Genomic DNA, 19,358 nt, shown 5'->3' with positions numbered 1-19,358 from the left:
ACGTTATCGGTGCTGCTTTACTTGTCATTTTTGCTTGGGCCATATTCTCTGGTATAGCTACAGCCTTATTCAGTAAATTCATAATAATTGTGTCAGGTATATAAATGAATGATAAGTGAATCTCTGGTTTTTTGGGTGCTATTAATTGTTGTTTCAGTCTTCGATGTGAAAGAAAATCGGATACCAAATAAAGCTCTGATTTTATTTGTATTACTGTACTTTATTTTATTGATTAATGGCGGAATTTCTTGGGATTCACTTACGACTTCTTTAGTTGGCGCTGCAACCTTTTTCTTTTCAGGGCTTTGTTTATATTTTTTACGAGCAATGTCTGCTGGTGATGTAAAGCTATTGGGTGTGATAGGCCTGTATGTCGGTTGGGGTAATTTGCTTGATATTTCTTATTATATTCTCATTGCCGCAGGGATAATCGCTACATTTTACTTGCTCTATAATAGTGCAAACAGTGAATCTCTGACCGTTAGAAACTATTTTGAAGAAAAACTAATGTTAGTTAGTGGAATGTCAACCAGAACAAAGAATGTGTCTACGGTTCATTCTCGGTATTCAAATAAGGTGACGATGCCTTTCGCACCTTCAGTTGTTATAGGCTTAGCGATGTATAGCTATTTTACGTAATTTAAATTGAATCATTATTCGATGTGTTGGAGAGAACATATGGATATTAGTGGGATACCGTCCCCGAGTAATTTAAAGCCTCAAATATCAGCTCCTGTGGTTCCTACATCCATTGAAATGCTTGGTGTACCTGAGGTTGTGATTGAAAATTTATTACTCAAACACCTGTCCGCTTACCCTAAGTCAGATGTATTGGATCTATCTAACTATTTATGTGTGGTTACACATATTGTAGAAAATGGACTTGCGGTACTTAGACAAAAATCATTCATTGAAGTTTTTCAACCAACTTCAGCTTTAACGTTAGACTCATCTTCACACAGCCATGTCCGTTATTCACTGTCTGAAAAAGGCATAGAAGAAGCGGATTTAGCTTTCACTCGAGATGCTTACTTAGGACCTGTTCCTGTATCTCTCTCTCAATATAGCAATATTGTGAATCAACAAGATTTGCGCTCTGAATTGGTTACTCGACCGCATGTTGAAGCGGCTCTTAGTGACGTCTACGGAGTCGACAGAATGATATCAGTGTTGGGACCTGCAATTAATTCCGGCAGGGCTCTACTTCTTTATGGGCATGCTGGTACGGGGAAAACGTTTGTAGCAACACGTATCGTCAATGCTTTGCATACTTCGGTGTTTATCCCTTATGCCGTTTACGCCTTCGGTAATATTATTAAAGTTTTTTCTACGCAACATCATAAACCGCTAGACAGTAACGGTAGTGAAACATTGGTTTCTCTCAAAGATCAGTACGACAAGCGTTGGCTCAATTGTGAAAGACCCAATATCCAGGTGGGTGGAGAGTTGACCATGGATATGCTCGAAGTTAATCATTCTGAGAACAGCCGAGTTTGGCTAGCGCCTTTACAAGTGATGGCAAATAATGGGATTTTGGTTATTGATGACCTCGGGCGTCAACCAATGCCAGTGGACAACCTCCTTAATCGCTGGATTGTACCTATGGAGCACTACTTCGATTACTTATCGTTACCGAATGGACAGCAAGTTACGATGCCATTTGTGCTCACACTCGCTTTCTCTACCAACTTAAACCCGGATAAGATCAGTGACCCAGCGTTCTTGCGTCGGTTGGGTTATAAAATTGAATTTAAACCTCTTTGCCAACGAGACTATGAAGCTTTATGGATGAGTGTCGTTTCTGATAAAGGGGTAGAACTTCAAGATGGTTTTTTTGAGCGATTGTCTCAAATGCACACGCTATACAAAGTGCCGCTTTTCCCTTGCTTACCTAAAGATCTCGCTGGTATTAGCAAAGATATTCTTTCATTTGAGCAACTCCCGCCCGTTATTACTTTCGATATTCTTTCCATGGCATGGGAAGTCTATTTTACCTCTGATGGACACGAGGAAGAAAATAATGAATAAGAGTCAGGTATTCCTATTGTTTTTACTGTCCGTAGTATTCGGCTTAGCGGCTGTATTTTTTGCTAAGCAATGGATGGATAACCAAGTTCAACCGACGATCGAAGTTGAAGAGGTTGAACGTCACCCGGTTGTAGTCGCATCTCAAGAAATTGAAGCTGGAACCGTAATTGAAGATCAGTACTTAACGACGAAGCTGATGGAAGTGGATTGGATCAATGAAAATAATTACTCAGATCAAAACGAGCTAATTGGAAAAGTTGTCGCCAATACTATCTACGCAGGAGAGGTGCTTCATAAGTTGCGCTTTACCGTTCCTGGTGAAGGTTCAACACTCGCTGCGTTGATTCCTGAAAATAAGCGAGCAGTAACTATTCGAGTCGATGATGTTATTGGTGTGGCAGGGTTTCTATTACCAGGAAACAAGGTCGATATTCTTAATACCGTTTCCTATGGCAAAAACTCTGCGGCGACTCGAACAGTGTTGAAAGATATTAAAGTGTTAGCAGTAGACCAAACAGCAAGAACCAAAGAAAACAGCCCTATCATAGTTCGAGCGGTAACACTTGAGGTGACCCCAAAAGATGCAGAGAAGCTTCTTACGGCGAAGAGCAAAGGCAGTATTCAGCTTACCTTAAGAAACCCTCATGAGGTTGATAAAAAAGTCGTTCGTCGATACGTGCCTAGACCCAGTGTCACCATTATCAAGGGTACGGAAACATCCAGTGTGCGCGTCAAGGATTGAGGTGAGATATGAGAATTATATTAGCGTTATTTTTGAGCCTGATTTGTTTTTCGACCGCAAGTGTTGCTGCATTGCAAACGGGAAAAACAGTGACGGTTCCACACCATAAATCTACACATGTGGTGTTATCCGGCAAAGCGAGCAAGGTTTCACTTGGTGATCCTGATGTTTTGGATATCGTAATTTTAAAATCTAACGAAGTGTTTTTGATTGGTAAAAAGTTAGGTGCGACAAATCTGATGGCTTGGGATTCACGAGGACAGTTGATTGAGTCGATTAATATCGAGGTCACTCATGACTTAAATAGTTTGAAGTCCAAGCTGTATGAGTTTCTTCCTGATGAGACTATAGAGGTTCACAGCGCGCAGAATCGTTTGTTACTGAGTGGGCAAATTAGCAACCAACAGAAGATGAATGTTGCCATGCGAATTGCTGAAACTTACGCAGCAGGGCAAGCTGCAGACGACTCTAAAGAGAGTGGTAGTGAGCAAGTTGCTGCCACCGGAGTCATCAATTTAATGTCGATTGGTGGCGCTCAACAAGTCATGTTAGAAGTGACGGTCGCCGAGGTTCAGCGAAGCTTAGTGAGAAAGTTCGATGCCAATTTCCACTTCTTCCAGACCAGTGGCTCTAACTTTTCATGGGGTGCATCATCGGTTCCTGCTGGTGTATTAGGGGCTACGCCTGTCTTTGATATTCCAACCTCTACTGATTACGGGATTTTAGGCTCGTTCATTGATAGTAATACCCTGTTTACATTCGCCCTGGATGTAGCAAAACAGAATGGTGTAGCGAAAGTATTAGCTGAACCTAACTTAACCGCATTAAGTGGATCTAAGGCTGAGTTTTTAGCGGGTGGTGAATTCCCTATCCCTGTGCCAGATGAAGATGGTATTACGATTGAATATAAAGAGTATGGGGTCGGTCTGAAATTTATCCCAACGGTTCTGAGTGATAAAAAGATCAATCTAAACTTGGCTGTGGATGTGAGTGAAATTGCGAACAGCAGTTCATTGACTATCGACCCTGGTTCGACGAATGCGACGTATTTCATCCCTCCAATCACACGTCGAAGTGCCTCTTCTACGCTTGAACTTGCGGATGGACAAACTATTGGTATTGCGGGGCTTCTGAGTGAAAACGTGCGGGACGTCAGTAACAAAATGCCAGGTATTGGGGATGTGCCAATTTTAGGTCAGCTCTTCAATAGTCAAGAGTATGTATCTGGCGAAACAGAGCTTGTCATTCTTGTTACGCCTAGGCTCGCTAAACCCGTAGACAGAAGCAAAGTCACACTGCCAACTGATGCCTTTGTTGACCCGAATGACCTGGAATATTACTTGTTAGGTAGAAGCGCTTATATTGCTGAGCCTTCTGATTCTGAAGACAACAGTAATGTAAGTTCTTCTAAACCTATCACACCAACTGATGGTGGTAGTGAAGGTTCATTCGGTCATGATTTGTAAGGAGATAGATATGATTAGAACAATGATGGTCTTTCTCGCACTGGTATTAGTTGGTTGTGCGAATGACGCGCCTTTAGGGCAGTCGGTTGTTCAGTTGAAAGTGGAACAAACGTACAACCCGAACGCGACTCAAGAGAACTTGGAAGTTTTACCTGATGGGACTGGTGAGCGTATGCAAGCTAGTTATGACAGCTATGTGGGCAAAGGTGATGAGGATCTTTCCGGAAATAATAGCCAGGTTTTACAAAGCTTTAATTAGCGTGGAGGTACTTTATGTCGTATCAAGTATCAAATAGTCCCAAGAAGCAGGGAGGTTTGGTGGTCATCTTTGTGACCATTGCGTTACTCGTATTCCTTGCGGTGTCTGCTTTGGCGGTGGACATCAACCATATGCTAGTGAATAAAACGCGCTTACAGAATGCGGTTGACTCCGCTGCATTGGCTGCAGCCACTATATTGGATAACAGCAAAGACCAGGCTGCGGTATCTGCAGAAGTTACATCAACATTGAATGCTATGGCGGGAGCTTCTGGTAATCATGAATTTAATTTTTCTACAGCAGTGGTAAGTGTTGAATACTCCAATGACCCTCAAAGTTTTGCGGGGACAACTACGTTTGGTGCTGATGATGATGTTTATGTTCGCGTTAATGTTAGTTCACTGGATATGGATGAATTTTTCATTCAGATGTTTGGTTTAGCTAAAGATGTATCGGCAACAGCGGTTGCTGGGCCTAGTTCTGGACTGCAAGTCGTCAACAACATTGTACCTATTGGAGTATGTATTGGTGATGGAACTTCAGATAATGACATCAATGAAGACGGCTATGATGATGCGACCGGTGAAGCAATTACCAATGTATTTGGCTATGAAGTAGGAACCGTTCATGCTCTAAAAGTGGGTGATAAAAAACTGTCACAAATGGGGAATGGTAACTATCACTTGCTGGACTTTGGGTCTGGGGGAAAAACAGTAAAAGAGGCGTTGGCTGGTTATTACGACTACTCCGTAGCTATTGGCGATAGTGTCACTACCAAGCCCGGGGGAACTGTCGGCCCCACTGCTGATGGGTTGAACACTCGCTTTGGTGATTATGGTGGTGGTTTATCAAGTTCAGCTTATCCTTCTGATTATGTCACTACCGAGCCTAACTCCCAAATTAAGATAGATAAAAAAACGGGCGACATTAATTTTGATGGCTCTTATACCTATGCTCAATATGAGTCAGACACAAACGCATGTATTACAAACAATGGTTCGGGTTGTGTTTCTGGTGGTACAGCATGGCGACGCATTCTTCCAATTCCGATGGTCGATTGTTCGGGTAAAAGTGGTGGAGTAACCAGTTTTACCGTGCAGAAAATAGGGTGTTTCTTCTTATTGCAAAAGGCACCAAGTAACAATTCAGGAACCCCAGCAGTATTTGGTGAGTTTATACATTCTTGTAGTGTCGCTGGTGGCTCTGGTGGTTCTGAATCATCAACTGAAGGTCCATACAAAATTGTTTTGTATAAAGACCCTGATGGGGGAGGCTCTTAGTTATGAATAGGAAATTAAACAAGCAGCAAGGTCTCGCAGCTATTGAAATGATGATTGCAACACCAGTTTTATTGTTTTTCTTAGTGTTGGTTCTTGAGTTGGGAAACATTCTAATTCATTACAATGTGATATCTAAATCGGTTCAAAATGGGGCTCGATACGCAGTTAGCGAAGTTTATGGAACACAAGGTGGAGCATTGGCGCCGACTGCGGAAATTCAAAACATCGTGGTTTACGGGAAAAACACGGTAGGTACAGCCATACTTTCTAGTCTTGCAACTTCTGATGTGGTTGTTACTCCTCCCACTGCGGACAGTTATGTGAGAATAACGGTGAATTATGAGTATGTTCCTCATTTCTTATCTGTCCCATTTTCATCTGAAAGTTTATCAATTCCCTTGAGTGTGTCGTCCGTGATGAGGGTTTTTTGATGGAGTCAATCAAGAAACATAGCGGTTTAGCCATCATCGAATTTACGATTGTTTCTTGGTTGGTGTTTTTGCTGATTTTTCTGATTCTAGCTTTAGGGGCTTACGTATTTTCATTGCAGATTGTTAATGAGGCGACCAGAAAAGCAGCTAGGTTAGCGACCGTTTGTTACGTGCTAGATCGCGATAACATTGCGGGGGTTGTCGTAGAAGACATACCACTACTAGGCTTTAGTGATAGTAATTTGGAGGTCGCGTACTTAGATGCTTCTGGCGTTGAAATTACTTCTGATTTCGAAGCGAACCTGAGTGCGATCAAGTTTGTTAGAGCAAGAGCTATAGGTTATGGCATTCAACTGATCAGTAACCTAAGCTTTTTAGGGGCCAATGGTTTTCTTACTGCCCCTGCGTTTGAGACAATTTTACCAGCTGAGAATTTGGGTGTGATAAAGGCTGAAACAAATACTAGGACAAGGTGTCCGGAACCAGTACAGGGTGGGTAGTATGGGCGAAGCAATTGATATTTTACCAAGTGAAGACGATGCGATTCGCCTTAAAACCAACTTGAATGTATGGCTTATCTATAGCAACGAAAAATTTCATGCACATATGAGACAGCAATTAAAACGCTGTCGAAATGTTCATATCGACTCTTTTTCTTTGCTAGGTATGACTGAAGAGTATGTGAAAAATATAGATGCTCCCGATCTTATTTTTGTTGAAGCAAGTGGTGGTTGGGCTCAGAAAATGGTGGATCTTCAAAGCTACAACCTACAGTTAGAAGAGCATGATTTATCTTTAGTTGTGTTTGGTGATGAGAGTGATAACGGCTCATTGAAAATAGCGCTAAGACTTGGTGCTTCTGATTTTCTATCTCATGACATTTCAATTTCAGGTCTTTTACCGCTACTTAAGAAAACTGCAGCGGAGAAAATTGAAAACTCTAGTTATGGTGAAGTGTTTTTATTTATCAATACTAAAGGTGGTATGGGGGCGACAACCTTAGCGCTCAATACAGCCGTAGAAATAGCAAGTTATCACCCGAATGAGGTGCTGTTGCTTGATATTGATCTCCAGTTTGGTGTTATTCCAGAATATTTGAATATCACGCCGTCCTACAGTATTTCGGATGCCATCGACAGTTCTAATGATTTGGATGAAATGTCGTTAGGAAGTTTAGTGAACAAGCATACATCTGGGTTGCATGTTTTAAGTTTCAAGCATGAAAACAACGCGGATGATTATGAGCACGCCCAGAAAATTGGAAAGTTATTACCTGTACTACGCCGTTTCTATCGCTACATTATCATTGATTTCTCTCGAGGCTTGGATCATATCTTTGCTTCGGCTATCTCCCCTGCGACTAAGGTGCTACTTGTTGCTCAACAAACCTTAGTGTCTGTTAAAAACAGTAACCGTTTAGTAAGAACGCTGAAGTTTGAGTACGGATTACAACAAGATGCAATAGAGATCATCGTAAATCGTTATGAGAAACGACAAACCATTAAATTATCGGATATAGAACAGACCGTTGGAAAGCATGATATCCATTTAATGCCTAACGATTTTAAAGTGGCACTAGAGAGTGCCAATTTAGGTCAGCCTTTGGTTGAGTCAAAAAAGAAGAGTTCGATTACACGGTCGATCATCGATTTATCTCACATCCTTTCTCCTCCGGAACAAGAAGAGAAGAGTTGGCTCAAAAAGATATTTTCATAGATTGTTTGTTCTAAGCATATAGATGAGGGATCGTTATGTTCTTTAAACGAAAAAATATAAATCCGGAGTTTGAAAAAAAAGCAGAACAATTTTCGCAGCAGGAGAGCGAAAACGTTGCTGCCTTTCCTCAAGGTGATGCTAGTGATTCAGTTGCTTTAAAAGGGCTAGATGCCAGAGAAGAACAAGAAAAATCGGTTAATGAAGCAAAAAAAGTCTTAGAACAAGAATTATCAATTAAACACTATTTCCATAAGCAGCTCTTAGAAACACTCGACCTTGGTTTGCTTTCTAGCCTTGATAAAGAGCGTGCTAAAGTCGACCTCCATGAAGCGATTGTTCAGCTAATGGCTGACGATCAAAGTCATGCCCTGAGTGCTGAAGGTCGAAAAAGAGTTATCAAGCAAATCGAGGATGAAGTGTTTGGACTGGGGCCGTTAGAACCGTTATTAGCAGATAAAACGGTATCCGATATTCTCGTGAATGGACCTAAGAGTGTGTTCGTTGAGCGAGGGGGGAAATTAGAAAAGACACCCTATACTTTCTTAGATGACCGACACCTTAGAAACATCATTGACCGTATTGTTAGCCAAGTGGGGCGTCGAATTGATGAGGCTTCTCCAATGGTGGATGCTCGATTGGCCGACGGTTCTCGTGTGAATGCGATTATCCCACCTCTTGCTTTAGATGGCCCATCGGTATCCATACGACGTTTCGCTGTGGATAGCTTAACTATGGATAATTTACTGGAGTATAAATCAGCCTCTCCACAAATGGCTAAGTTTGTGGAGGCTGCAGTGAAAGGTGAGCTTAATATCTTGATTTCAGGAGGGACGGGGTCAGGGAAAACAACCACACTGAATATCTTTTCTGGTTTCATTCCTCGAGACCAACGAATCATTACTATAGAAGACTCTGCCGAGTTACAACTTCAACAACCCCATGTTATTCGCCTAGAAACCCGCCCTGCTAATTTAGAAGGGAAAGGGGAGATTAGTCAAAGAGAATTGGTAAAAAACACCTTACGTATGCGACCGGATCGAATTGTGGTTGGTGAGGTGCGTGGTAGCGAAGCTGTCGATATGTTAGCGGCTATGAATACTGGTCATGATGGATCTCTTGCCACTATTCACGCCAATACCCCCCGTGATGCTCTAAGCCGTGTTGAGAATATGTTTTCGATGGCTGGTTGGAACATTTCTACCAAAAACCTCAGAGCGCAGATTGCTTCTGCTATCCATTTAGTTGTGCAGATGGAGCGGCAGGAAGATGGTAAGCGCCGTATGGTGAGCATTCAAGAGATAAATGGTATGGAAGGAGAGGTCATCACGATGTCTGAGATCTTCCACTTTCAGCGTCAAGGTGTCGATGAGCATGGCAATATTTTAGGTTATTACACAGCAACCGGTGTGGTGCCTCAGTCTCATGACCAATTGGTGAAGCGTGGTCTTGATTTGCCGTTTGAGCTCTTTACCGAATCACATAGCTGAGGAGCGGATTATGGATAGCGTAACAGTTTCATTGGTTCTATTGTTTGTTGCGGTGTTGTTTATTTCACAAGCCTTATTATTGCCAGCTGCCGGAAAAAAAGCTAAGCACAAAGAGTTGACTCGTCGCTTAAAAGAGACACAAAGAAATATTGATGAAGAGAGTTTGTCGCTCTTAAAAGATCACTACAACAAAGAACTATCACCACTTGACCGGAAGTTGATTGTCATTCCTTTCTTTGCAGACCTAAAACGTATGCTGGAATTAGCGGGGCTGAAGATCACTTTAAGTCGCTTCTTATTGATTGTGTTCTTGTGCGCCACTTTGTTGGCTTTGGTTGCTTTAGTATCAAATCAAGTGTGGTTCATTTGTGTAGCGGCTTTTGTCTTTGCTTGGGTTGTTGCTTACTTGTTTGTTCAAAACAGAGTGACATACAGAATGGCACGATTCGAAGAACAGTTACCAGAAGCTTTGGATATTATCAGGAGAGCTTTACAAGCAGGTCAGCCATTGGTTCAGTCTTTCAATGAGGTGGGTGAGGAGATGCCTGAACCTATTGGCGTTGAATTTAAGAACACCTACAACTTGTTGAACTACGGTTACGATTTGAGGCTCGCTATTATGCAAATGACAGAAAGAGCACCCACGGTTTCGATGTTGGCTTTTTCTAGTGCAGTCATGCTGCAGAAAGAGACTGGGGGGAATCTCTCTGAGAATCTGCAAAAAGTATCTGAAGTACTGAGAGCGCGTTTTAAACTAGAAAGAAAAATCAAAACTCTCTCTGCTGAGAGTCGGCTTTCTGCCTGGATACTGACTCTTTCTCCCTTTGTTCTGTTTTTCGGCCTTAAATTCGTAAACCCAGAATACATAGAACCTTTGTATACCGACCCTAGAGGAATATCGATGGTCAGTATTGGGGTTATTTTGTTGGCTATTGGGGCGTTGTGGATAAGAAAAATAATAAATATCGAGATATAGATTATGGAATTCTTTGATTTAGATGTATGGAAGCAAGCACTCTCTGAGTTCGGGATCAGTAGCCAAGCCTTACTGTACGGGATGATCTTGCTGACCACTATGTTACTGACCCTCACGCTTGGTTTTCTTTTTGTAGGCACTCGCTCCCCGTTGGATAAAAAGCTAAAGCAGATATCCAGTGGTCGTCATACGAGTAGTCGAAAACCTTACGATTTTACCAATACGTTAGAGTCGTTAACGCCATTTATTGGACGAGGGAATAAAAAAGACAACGAAACTTACTCAGAAAAACTCATGCATGCCGGATACCATGAAAAAAGTGCGCTTTCTGTCTTTTATGCTTTCAAAGTACTGTCAGCCCTTGTCGGGTTTGTTTGTGCATTTATGGTGTTTTATTTAGCGATAGGGGGCAGTTACAACAACTTATTGATCGTGACTTGTATCTTTGTCGGTACGTTTTTACCCAATTTTATATTGAGTAAAATGCAAAAAGATAGACAGAGAAAGATCAAGAATGGTGTACCAGATGCTCTTGATCTGCTGGTGGTTTGTACAGAGTCCGGTCTTGGTTTTAATGCTGCGCTAGGACGAGTTGCTAACGAACTATACATTTCACAGCCCGAACTTGCCGATGAGTTGGATACTGTTTTTGCCAAGATACAAGCAGGTGTCACCATGCCAGATGCTTTGAGTCAGCTCGTTGAACGAACGGGACTTCATGAGTTAGACGGACTCGTATCCTTGCTGTCTCATGCCTCAAGAATGGGGGGGAGCTTGGCGCAAACTTTACGAGACTATACCGAAGATTTTCGAGATAAGCGGCAACAAGCTGCGGAAGAAATTGCAGCAAAAATACCCACTAAGATGTTATTTCCTATGTTGTTATTTATTTGGCCTTGTTTTTTTATTGTTGCCCTAGGACCTGGGATGATGATTGTTATGGACGCATTGAGTGCGCCAGGAGTCGGTTTATGATGCTAATGAATAGAATGGTTTTACTTTTACTGCCGTTATTAATTTTAGGGTGTGCCTCTTCTGATGAACCAACCAATCAGTTTGATGCCGAGTTGTATTCGGGGAAGCCAATTGACACCTTAACCAGTGACGATCCCCCTGTCAGTGAAAAAGAAGCCATTATGCGCGGTGATGTAGCTTTAAGGGATAACAATATCGATTTAGCTCTTTACGAATACATTCGTTCTCTGTCTTTTCCTGAGCAAGAGTTTCACGATAAAACGTTGTTTACTATCGGCCGGATTCATTCATCTAGAGGCAATTATGCACTGGCAGAAAAAGCGTATTTGGCGGCATTAGATTTTAACCCGGCGCATACGGAAGTGCTGGAGCAGTTAGGCGTTTTATATACCAAACAGCGTCGTACAGATGAGGGAAGAAGCTATTTCTTTAAGGCGATCAATGCAGACCAAGTTCGTTTAAAAAGTAGTGAAACGATTACAAATTACCAAGCCTTAAGTCAAAGTGAAGTAGCCGCTTTGAAGGTTGACAGTATGTCTCCTGCATCAGCCTTTATGGGTATTGGCGTGCTGGAAGATGTCGATGGAAAACATCAAATCGCACAAGAATACTTTAAAAAATCGCTGACTATCGATAAGACATCAGTGAAAGCTCTACTGAATATGGGGTATTCCCATTACATGTACGGTAACTACAAAGAAGCGTATCAATATACTCGTTCGGCTTTAGAGATAGAACCGAACAATGAAAAGGCTCAAAACAACCTTGCGCTCATTTATTTGGCATCAGGTGATGTGAAAAAAGCGATAAATGTGTTTATGCGTCATATGGATGCACCTGAAGCTCTGAACAATGTAGGGTATTTTTTAATTATTCAAGGTCGACCAGATGAAGCCGTTCCTTACCTTCAACAAGCTATTGATAAGAAACCCTCTTATTACAAAATCGCCAATGAAAATCTGAATAGAGCGCTATCAGAGGTAAGAGAGATGAAGCAATAACTACTTAGCGCCAGTTTTAGTGCAATGAAAAGGATCTTTATATTGCCTAACCGTGAAAGTTTTAATAAAGATGTCATTGTAATCTCTATTTTTTGGTTTGCCTGCGCATCAGTGATACTGTTTTACAAGTGGGAAGCAGTATCCGCACTCAATCTAAATGATAACGATGATTATATGCGTTATGTTCAGTTCCAAGCGTGGATGAAAAGTGGTCATTGGTACTTAGAACCGATGAGTAATTTCAATGCTCTCGATGGCATTATTATTCATTGGTCTCGGTTTCCTGATCTAATGTTATCTATAGTCGCTTTCCCATTGCTATTTATAATTGATGATAGTCTTGCTTATTCAATCTCGATTTCTGTTGTGCCATTGTTTTACTTGTTACTTTACGCATTATCATGTTTCTATTTATGTGACCAATACTTTGGGAGCAAATATCGTTTCATAAGTATGATGTTTGCTATTTCCTCTCCTTCAATTATTCATTTCCTGCCAGGTTCTATTGATCACCATAATATTCAACTTATATTAGCAGCACTGTTTCTTTCAGTTACACCTCTTACTACTCGCAATCTCAATCAATCATGGCGTGTTTATATACAATCCACTTTCCTATCTTTATCTTTGTGGACGGGTGTGGATAATCTATTGTTGTTTTTTCCGTTCTTTTTTCTTTATACGGTCTATTTCAGTTTTTTTAATAACGGATACTTTAGTTATATCTCCAAGCTATACGCTACTTGTACGTTTTTGTCATCTATTACTGTTTTATTGAATAGGCCTTACGATGAGTTTTTTGTTTTAAAATATGATGAAGTATCATTTATTATTATAATATTATTCTTTAGTGGTTGGTTGTTTGTTCATTTTTATCACAGGTTGGCGAGTAATGATAAGAGTGTAATTGAAAGGACTTTCCTGTTTATTACTCTTGGTTTGTTGTGTTTACTTCCTGTTTTTATTGTTTACCCATCACTTACTAGTGCTTTATTAATTGATTACCCTCCAATACTTAAGATGTATTGGCTTGATCAAGTCACGGAAGCTAAATCTGTTGCTAGTTATATATCAACCCATGGTTTATTTTCTGTTGAAAACTATGCGTTGCTATTGGTTCCCGCAATTCTATCCCCGATATTTAAGTTAAAAAACCACCATGCAATAATATTGTACATCATCTTTATGTTTAATTTATTTCTTGCGCTATTTTGGCAGATTAGAATAATGAGGCTGTGCTTTGTTTTAGCTGCACCTTTTCAAGCATACTTTATTATAAAATTGTCCGATGTTGTTAGATATTCAGTTTTAAAAATTATTGTTATCTTCTCTGGTGCTCCTTTAGCTTTAGCACTTTTTATTGTTATTTTGTCACCAGAAGAAAAAGTAACCACTGTTTTTGATAATATAGAAAACCCACCAGATATATTTAAAGTATTAAAAGATAACGGTATTAATTCACATACAATTCTTTCTGGGATAGAAACCGGCGCTCCTGTACTAGCAAAAACCAACAACAGTATCATTGCAGCGCCTTACCATCGAAATATTGCTGGCAACCAATTCCTAATTGAAGTGATGCTAGAAGAGGACATGCTCTTAGCAAGAAAAGAAATAATAGACAAAAGGGTTGATTATATATTGATTGGTAATGACCCTCATTTATCTCTTCTGGAGGCGTCGGGAAGCGATAATTCTCTAGTTAAAAGGCTTCATGGGGATAATGTTCCAGATTGGCTAGAGGTGACATACGACGGAGTTAAGGATGGTTACCGAGTTTTTAAAGTGAGGGGTGAGAATGAATAAGCAGAAATTAGCAGTATTGCTCCCATGTTTTAATGAAGCGGGTGCTATTGGGAAGACAGTTATGTCTTTTAAGCAGGCTTTACCTGATGCATCTATTTATGTTTATGACAATAACTCAACCGACAACACGGTAAACGAGGCCTTGCAAGCTGGGGCTATTGTTCGACATGAGCCTCGCCAAGGTAAAGGAGAGGTTGTCAGGCGAATGTTCTCTGATATTGATGCTGATATCTATGTGATGGCTGATGGTGATGACACTTACGATGCGTCAATATGCCCTGCGCTGATCGAACAATTGGATAATGAAAAACTCGATATGATTATTGGAAGTCGAGAGCGAGCTTCAATGGCTTATCCCAAAGGGCATATCCTAGGAAATAAGCTGTTTTCATCGCTGATTAATTTAGCATTCAATGCTCAATTGAGTGATGTGTTTTCTGGTTATCGAATTATGAGCCATCGATTTGTCAAAACCGTACCCATTTTCAGTGATGGCTTCCAAATAGAAACAGAGCTTACCGTTCATGCGCTACATCATAATATGCCAATCAAAGAAGTTTCGACGCAATATCAATCAAGGCCTGAAGGCACAGCCAGCAAATTGAATACCTTTAGTGATGGGCTCAAAATTCTCAATTTCATTTTGTTCTTATTGAGAGATGTAAAGCCAATGTTCTTCTTTGGCGTATTGTCTATGTTGCTTTGCTTCATTTCATTGGTTTTAGGAATCCCCGTTATCATCGACTTCATCGATACTGGGCTCGTCGAAAGGGTGCCTACTGCTATTTTGTCTAGTTCAATTGCATTGATAGCGGTGATGTCTTTTTTCTGTGGGTTGATACTCGACAACGTATCACGAGGTAGGCGAGAGATGAGGATCCTTTCTATATTACGAACGAGTGATAAAACGCTATCTGAATAGGAATCAAGCATGAGAACAAGCAAGGATGAAGACAAAGAGTGGATCGATTATTTATCTCGTTTCAGTGACGAATATGATGAGCGAGTTTATAACGGCAATACAACGGGTTATGTGATGAGAGCTGGTCATATAGCATGTGAAAAGCCATTTGGTGAAAGTGAACACTTTTCGAGAGTGTTAGAAGTGGGCTCCGGTACAGGTGAACACTTGCTGCACGTCAAACACACCTTTGACGAGTATATCGTGAGTGATGGCGATGCTGCGGCGCTTGAGGTGGCAAAAGAGCAACTCAATCATATTGGTTCTAACGGTAAGCTTGTTTTCAATTTGGCCAATGCTCGGCAATTAGACTTTGAAACTAATAGCTTCGATCGTGTTATCGCGACCCATATATTGGAGCATTTATACGAGCCTCACTTGGTGATTAAAGAGTGGTTAAGAGTGTTAAAGCCTGGAGGCACTCTGTCTATTTTGATTCCTACCGATCCTGGGGTCGCTTGGAAAATCGGTCGCTATATGACGACAAGAAAACACGCCTTACTGAAGGGGTGGCATTACGATTACATTATGGCGAGAGAGCATGTCAATCCATGCAATAACTTAATCGCTTTCTTAAGGTATTACCTTCCTGAACACCAAAAATCATTTTGGCCGCTGAGCTTTGTGCCGCTTATTGATTGCAATTTGTTCTTCAACTTCCACGGGGTTAAACCACTATAGGAAGTGAAAGATGCTTTTAGTTTTTGAAAGAAGAGCGGGAAAACAAGAAGTAAGCGATCAAACCTCTCACTTCTTATTTGTCTGTCTATTAATTGATAGCTTAGATCGCCAAACCTGTAATTGCGCCAAACAACATAAACACACCCACTAACCCTACAATCGGGACCTTTACGGTTTTTAATAACCACACACCAACAATGATCAGAGCGAAGTCTATGCCGCTGCTCACTGCGCTTGTGAAGATGGGTTGGTATAGAGCCGCAAGCAATAGACCAACAACTGCTGCATTCACACCGGTAAGAGCACCTGCCACCAAAGGCTTGCTTGCAATCGCCTGCCAATTCTTCAGTACAGCCAGTAGCAATAAGAAACCCGGTAAGAACACCGCAACTGTTGCGAGCAGTGCACCTGTAATCGGTGCCGATGGCATCAACACATAGCCTAGATAAGTGGCTAATGTAAACATTGGGCCAGGTACAGCTTGCGCAGCGGCATAGCCTGTTAGGAAGGTATCTTGAGACAGTTGGTCGCCAATACCATTTTGTAGCAATGGAAGAACCACGTGCCCGCCACCGAATACCAAACTACCTGCTTGGTAAAATAAACCAAATACTTCAATGCCTTGAGAGTATGCACTGAACAGAGGTAAACCAATCAGTAGTGCTACAAAAATCACTAGCGGTGTTATGGATATCTTATGTGTCGAAGGCGTTGTTTTTGAGTCTTGCGAGGTTAAGAACTTACTGCCAACCATCGCTGCAAATAGGAGCACTAAGACTTGAGGCCAGATCCCAGGAATCAAAAGTAGAACAATCGCGGTGATTACACACAGTGCTGTTGCTACCTTTGATTGGCAAAAGTTTTTGTACATGCCGAAAGTGGCGTCAGCTACAACCACGACTGCGAGTAGCTTAAGTCCGTGGATGATTGAAATGAAAAGCGGTGCTTCCAACAACTGGTTGCTCACTAAGGCCAATATCAACATTAGGATGACAGAAGGGGAGGTGAAGCCTACAAATGCGGCAATCGCACCGGTTAAGCCACCTTTTTTGTAACCAACCGCAAAGCCAACCTGACTTGAGCCTGGACCCGGCAGAAATTGACTGAGGGCGACAATTTGCCCGTACTCTTCGTCGGATAACCAATTCAGTTTCTCAACAAAGGTTTTACGGAAGTAGCCAATATGTGCCGCTGGTCCACCAAAGCTAATCCAGCCAAGCCAGAAAAAGGTTTTAAAAATTGAAAGCATGATCGATTCCAGATAAATGTTTAGCGTAATTTAGGTGGAGTTGTACTATGATTCAAATTAATTGTTTTAATTATAATTATGAATGATATGGGATTGGTTTGTGGCTGACTTTAACTGGAAAGGAATTGATCTTAACTTATTGATTGCACTACAGGCACTGTATAAAACGAACAGTGTGAGCAAAGCGGCTGAGCGTTGTTATGTCAGCCAATCAGCGATGAGTCATAGCTTACAAAGACTGCGAAAGTTGTTTGATGATCCTCTGTTTGAGCGTGTCGGTAGCAAGATGGAGGCGACCGACCGAGCCATTGAATTATCGAGCACCGTCGATGCGTTGCTTAATACTATTCAATCTGAAGTTCTGTTGTCCAAAATGTTCGAAGTTGATAGTTATAAAGGCAGCTGGAAGATCGGACTTACCGATTACGCGGAACAGATGTTTGGCCCAATGATCTTCGATTTTATTAAACAAGCTTCGCCAAACTCTCAAGTCGCATTTCTTAACGTTAATCGAAACAATTACCAGCAGGTATTTGAAGAGGCTAAGCTAGACATTGCGATAGGCAGTTTTGGTGAAGTGCCTAAGCTATATGGCATTGAACATCTCTATACCGAGCAACATGTTTGCTTGCTTGATGCATCCGTTTTGGATGTTGAGTTGCCTATGTCATTACAATCATTTGTCTCTGTGGAGCACGCCTTAGTGTCTCCTAATGGTGCCTTAAAAACGGCAGTTGATACTAAATTGTCTGAATTGGGCTACACCAGAAAAGTGGCGATATCTTCAAGCAACTTCTTAACGGTAAAACGATTGATCAGTGGCAGAAAGCTATTGTGCATTGTGCCTAAGTTAGTCGCTAGAAATGCCCCTAATGTCGACAGTTCACTGATAGCCGTTGCTCCGCCGATAGATGTTCCTGATTTTGATATACAGCTGGTTTATCGTAAGGGAAAGCAATTAGATGACAAAAACACTCACTTGAGGAAAGTGATCTCTCAAGCGGTTGAGATTGTCATTGCGGCTGAGTGATTGATGACGCGTTTCTTTTTAGCAAATAACCAATTAAGTGCCAAAGAGCAACTACCATTAGAGCGCCTATATACCCATCTATTGCGTAGTGCCACGCTAAGTGAACGGACCCAACTTGGACAAAGAAAGCGTAAACCCACGCAATATATCCCCAGTTTTTGTTTAACCGGAATGTGGTCATAGCCATTAACACTGCGATTGTTACATGCAAACTTGGCATGGCGGATATGCCCGTTCCTCTGCCTCTTATTCCTGTCACATAGCTATCCCAAAGCATATCCTGCGCGGATAGCATCCAAAGTGGGAATAGATTCGCTTGCTTTAACTGGAGGTCTTGCGCTTGTAGACGTTCCATTAACCTAAGATAGAGATCTTGTTCATAGAAGTGGTGAAAGTAGGCGGGTCCCGCAGACGACAACAGCGTCGCTATGACGTTACCTAGGAGAAACCAAGATATCAAAAAGGTGAGGATAAATTGGTTACGCAGGTGGTCATTTTTCCGATAGACAATGAAAAAAAGTAACATCCCCCACATAAGAAAAAACCATAAATTGTATAGAAAATTAATCACTAGAGTTGAAGCCGCATTCGGCAGGAAAAAATGTGTTATTTCCCATGGGGATACACCGAAGTGCAGCCACTTATCTAAATGATAAAAGGTAAGATCTAGATTGTATGGATTGAAGTGAGGTATCAGTGATTTTATAAACGTATAGCTCGAGAATGAGATGTTTAAAACGAGCATTAACAAAACAAAATAAATAGGCTTGGATATAGGAAATAGCAGCGATTTCACTTTTTTTATTAACCGTATCGTTGGTTTTTTTTCTCGTTTAAACATTAAATAGCAATAGTAATACGTAGCCCAAACAGTAAAAGTGACAGAGCAAATTGTAATCAAAACATCGATATAGCTATAGATGTCATATTTCATATTCTCGGGAACAAATATGTTGATGATTAAGGTAAACGGGGCAATGAATGCAACATAATACAGAATCAGTTTGTTTCTTCTGAATTCATGAAGTAAAGACGATAACAAGTTTGATTGTTCTTTTTGAGGAGTGGATTTGGCGGTGGTCGTCTCTGAATCCATATAGCCCTTCATCAAGATTTCCTATCATGATTAAAGGTTAGTTCATTTGAGCTGGTTTTCTACTTTTCAACCTTGTGTCTAAGGTAAAAATAAACGAAATAAAACCTTCTATTTTTCACAACCCGACTATACTTAATTTACGACTAAAAGTAGTCGTAAAGAATAGGCTTTTTG

Annotated in this window: 19 protein-coding genes; 17 read left to right on the top strand and 2 right to left on the bottom strand. The window is 41.1% G+C overall.

Annotated elements, in window-relative coordinates; genetic code table 11:
- Window positions 1-108: 108 nt before the first annotated feature.
- Genes AB4513_RS03585 through AB4513_RS03510 form a run of 16 tightly spaced genes read left to right on the top strand, consistent with a single transcriptional unit; the run spans window position 109 to window position 15,809 of the window.
- Window positions 109-639, top strand: coding sequence for a prepilin peptidase (locus tag AB4513_RS03585; RefSeq protein WP_102257763.1), 531 nt, complete (start codon window positions 109-111; stop codon window positions 637-639).
- A 39-nt stretch (window positions 640-678) separates the two neighbouring features.
- On the top strand, window positions 679-2,028 hold the full coding sequence (locus AB4513_RS03580; protein ID WP_102257764.1) for an ATP-binding protein: 1,350 nt from the start codon (window positions 679-681) through the stop codon (window positions 2,026-2,028).
- Entirely contained in the window at window positions 2,021-2,770 is a 750-nt protein-coding gene (cpaB, locus tag AB4513_RS03575; protein WP_009847499.1) for a Flp pilus assembly protein CpaB, read from the top strand. The genes AB4513_RS03580 and cpaB overlap by 8 nt, the downstream gene beginning before the upstream one ends.
- A gap of 8 nt (window positions 2,771-2,778) precedes the next feature.
- Complete coding sequence (locus tag AB4513_RS03570) at window positions 2,779-4,236, top strand: type II and III secretion system protein family protein (protein ID WP_102257765.1); 1,458 nt, start codon at window positions 2,779-2,781, stop codon at window positions 4,234-4,236.
- Window positions 4,226-4,495, top strand: a complete 270-nt coding sequence (locus tag AB4513_RS03565) for a hypothetical protein (protein WP_032555265.1) — start codon at window positions 4,226-4,228, stop codon at window positions 4,493-4,495. The genes AB4513_RS03570 and AB4513_RS03565 overlap by 11 nt, the downstream gene beginning before the upstream one ends.
- A gap of 14 nt (window positions 4,496-4,509) precedes the next feature.
- Entirely contained in the window at window positions 4,510-5,775 is a 1,266-nt protein-coding gene (locus AB4513_RS03560; protein WP_009847496.1) for a Tad domain-containing protein, read from the top strand.
- A 2-nt stretch (window positions 5,776-5,777) separates the two neighbouring features.
- Window positions 5,778-6,206 carry a TadE/TadG family type IV pilus assembly protein gene (locus tag AB4513_RS03555; protein ID WP_009847495.1) on the top strand — a complete coding sequence of 143 codons (429 nt, stop codon included), beginning with the start codon at window positions 5,778-5,780 and terminating at the stop codon, window positions 6,204-6,206.
- Window positions 6,206-6,706 (top strand): TadE/TadG family type IV pilus assembly protein, encoded by a 501-nt coding sequence (locus AB4513_RS03550; RefSeq protein ID WP_009847494.1) that lies wholly within the window; start codon window positions 6,206-6,208, stop codon window positions 6,704-6,706. Before AB4513_RS03555 ends, AB4513_RS03550 begins: the two co-directional genes overlap by 1 nt.
- Window position 6,707: 1 nt before the next feature.
- Window positions 6,708-7,922 (top strand): AAA family ATPase, encoded by a 1,215-nt coding sequence (locus tag AB4513_RS03545; protein ID WP_009847493.1) that lies wholly within the window; start codon window positions 6,708-6,710, stop codon window positions 7,920-7,922.
- Between the two features lie 35 nt (window positions 7,923-7,957).
- Complete coding sequence (locus AB4513_RS03540; RefSeq protein ID WP_009847492.1) at window positions 7,958-9,409, top strand: CpaF family protein; 1,452 nt, start codon at window positions 7,958-7,960, stop codon at window positions 9,407-9,409.
- Between the two features lie 10 nt (window positions 9,410-9,419).
- Window positions 9,420-10,385, top strand: a complete 966-nt coding sequence (locus tag AB4513_RS03535; RefSeq protein WP_009847491.1) for a type II secretion system F family protein — start codon at window positions 9,420-9,422, stop codon at window positions 10,383-10,385.
- 3 nt (window positions 10,386-10,388) lie between these two features.
- Entirely contained in the window at window positions 10,389-11,360 is a 972-nt protein-coding gene (locus AB4513_RS03530) for a type II secretion system F family protein (RefSeq protein WP_009847490.1), read from the top strand.
- Window positions 11,357-12,361 (top strand): lipopolysaccharide assembly protein LapB, encoded by a 1,005-nt coding sequence (locus tag AB4513_RS03525; RefSeq protein WP_009847489.1) that lies wholly within the window; start codon window positions 11,357-11,359, stop codon window positions 12,359-12,361. Before AB4513_RS03530 ends, AB4513_RS03525 begins: the two co-directional genes overlap by 4 nt.
- A gap of 24 nt (window positions 12,362-12,385) precedes the next feature.
- A complete protein-coding gene (locus AB4513_RS03520) occupies window positions 12,386-14,167 on the top strand; it encodes a hypothetical protein (RefSeq protein WP_102257766.1) in 1,782 nt (593 codons plus the stop codon).
- Window positions 14,160-15,089 carry a glycosyltransferase family 2 protein gene (locus tag AB4513_RS03515; RefSeq protein WP_086048858.1) on the top strand — a complete coding sequence of 310 codons (930 nt, stop codon included), beginning with the start codon at window positions 14,160-14,162 and terminating at the stop codon, window positions 15,087-15,089. The genes AB4513_RS03520 and AB4513_RS03515 overlap by 8 nt, the downstream gene beginning before the upstream one ends.
- A gap of 9 nt (window positions 15,090-15,098) precedes the next feature.
- Window positions 15,099-15,809 (top strand): class I SAM-dependent methyltransferase, encoded by a 711-nt coding sequence (locus tag AB4513_RS03510; RefSeq protein ID WP_102257767.1) that lies wholly within the window; start codon window positions 15,099-15,101, stop codon window positions 15,807-15,809.
- Window positions 15,810-15,909: 100 nt separating this feature from the next.
- On the opposite strand, the gene chrA is transcribed toward AB4513_RS03510, so the two are convergent.
- Entirely contained in the window at window positions 15,910-17,058 is a 1,149-nt protein-coding gene (gene chrA, locus AB4513_RS03505) for a chromate efflux transporter (protein WP_009847485.1), read from the bottom strand.
- Window positions 17,059-17,158: 100 nt separating this feature from the next.
- On the opposite strand from chrA, the gene AB4513_RS03500 reads away from it, so the two are divergent.
- Window positions 17,159-18,088: a LysR family transcriptional regulator gene (locus AB4513_RS03500; RefSeq protein ID WP_102257768.1), complete on the top strand. Its 930-nt coding sequence runs from the start codon at window positions 17,159-17,161 to the stop codon at window positions 18,086-18,088.
- On the opposite strand, the gene AB4513_RS03495 is transcribed toward AB4513_RS03500, so the two are convergent.
- Entirely contained in the window at window positions 18,072-19,196 is a 1,125-nt protein-coding gene (locus tag AB4513_RS03495; RefSeq protein ID WP_170962707.1) for a phosphatase PAP2 family protein, read from the bottom strand. The two genes, AB4513_RS03500 and AB4513_RS03495, sit on opposite strands and share 17 nt — an antisense overlap.
- Window positions 19,197-19,358 lie beyond the last annotated feature (162 nt).

It is taken from the genome of Vibrio sp. 10N.222.54.E6 (assembly GCF_041473955.1).
Classification (GTDB): Bacteria; Pseudomonadota; Gammaproteobacteria; order Enterobacterales; family Vibrionaceae; genus Vibrio; species Vibrio tasmaniensis_A.
This window is presented reverse-complemented; position numbering and strand designations above follow the sequence as displayed.

Bases quoted from the DNA above. Each gene is read 5' to 3' on its own strand.
- AB4513_RS03585 (WP_102257763.1), top strand. From the start codon at position 109: ATGATAAGTGAATCTCTGGTTTTTTGGGTGCTATTAATTGTTGTTTCA.
- AB4513_RS03580 (WP_102257764.1), top strand. From the start codon at position 679: ATGGATATTAGTGGGATACCGTCCCCGAGTAATTTAAAGCCTCAAATA.
- cpaB (WP_009847499.1), top strand. From the start codon at position 2,021: ATGAATAAGAGTCAGGTATTCCTATTGTTTTTACTGTCCGTAGTATTC.
- AB4513_RS03570 (WP_102257765.1), top strand. From the start codon at position 2,779: ATGAGAATTATATTAGCGTTATTTTTGAGCCTGATTTGTTTTTCGACC.
- AB4513_RS03565 (WP_032555265.1), top strand. From the start codon at position 4,226: ATGATTTGTAAGGAGATAGATATGATTAGAACAATGATGGTCTTTCTC.
- AB4513_RS03560 (WP_009847496.1), top strand. From the start codon at position 4,510: ATGTCGTATCAAGTATCAAATAGTCCCAAGAAGCAGGGAGGTTTGGTG.
- AB4513_RS03555 (WP_009847495.1), top strand. From the start codon at position 5,778: ATGAATAGGAAATTAAACAAGCAGCAAGGTCTCGCAGCTATTGAAATG.
- AB4513_RS03550 (WP_009847494.1), top strand. From the start codon at position 6,206: ATGGAGTCAATCAAGAAACATAGCGGTTTAGCCATCATCGAATTTACG.
- AB4513_RS03545 (WP_009847493.1), top strand. From the start codon at position 6,708: ATGGGCGAAGCAATTGATATTTTACCAAGTGAAGACGATGCGATTCGC.
- AB4513_RS03540 (WP_009847492.1), top strand. From the start codon at position 7,958: ATGTTCTTTAAACGAAAAAATATAAATCCGGAGTTTGAAAAAAAAGCA.
- AB4513_RS03535 (WP_009847491.1), top strand. From the start codon at position 9,420: ATGGATAGCGTAACAGTTTCATTGGTTCTATTGTTTGTTGCGGTGTTG.
- AB4513_RS03530 (WP_009847490.1), top strand. From the start codon at position 10,389: ATGGAATTCTTTGATTTAGATGTATGGAAGCAAGCACTCTCTGAGTTC.
- AB4513_RS03525 (WP_009847489.1), top strand. From the start codon at position 11,357: ATGATGCTAATGAATAGAATGGTTTTACTTTTACTGCCGTTATTAATT.
- AB4513_RS03520 (WP_102257766.1), top strand. From the start codon at position 12,386: ATGAAAAGGATCTTTATATTGCCTAACCGTGAAAGTTTTAATAAAGAT.
- AB4513_RS03515 (WP_086048858.1), top strand. From the start codon at position 14,160: ATGAATAAGCAGAAATTAGCAGTATTGCTCCCATGTTTTAATGAAGCG.
- AB4513_RS03510 (WP_102257767.1), top strand. From the start codon at position 15,099: ATGAGAACAAGCAAGGATGAAGACAAAGAGTGGATCGATTATTTATCT.
- chrA (WP_009847485.1), bottom strand. From the start codon at position 17,058: ATGCTTTCAATTTTTAAAACCTTTTTCTGGCTTGGCTGGATTAGCTTT.
- AB4513_RS03495 (WP_170962707.1), bottom strand. From the start codon at position 19,196: ATGAAGGGCTATATGGATTCAGAGACGACCACCGCCAAATCCACTCCT.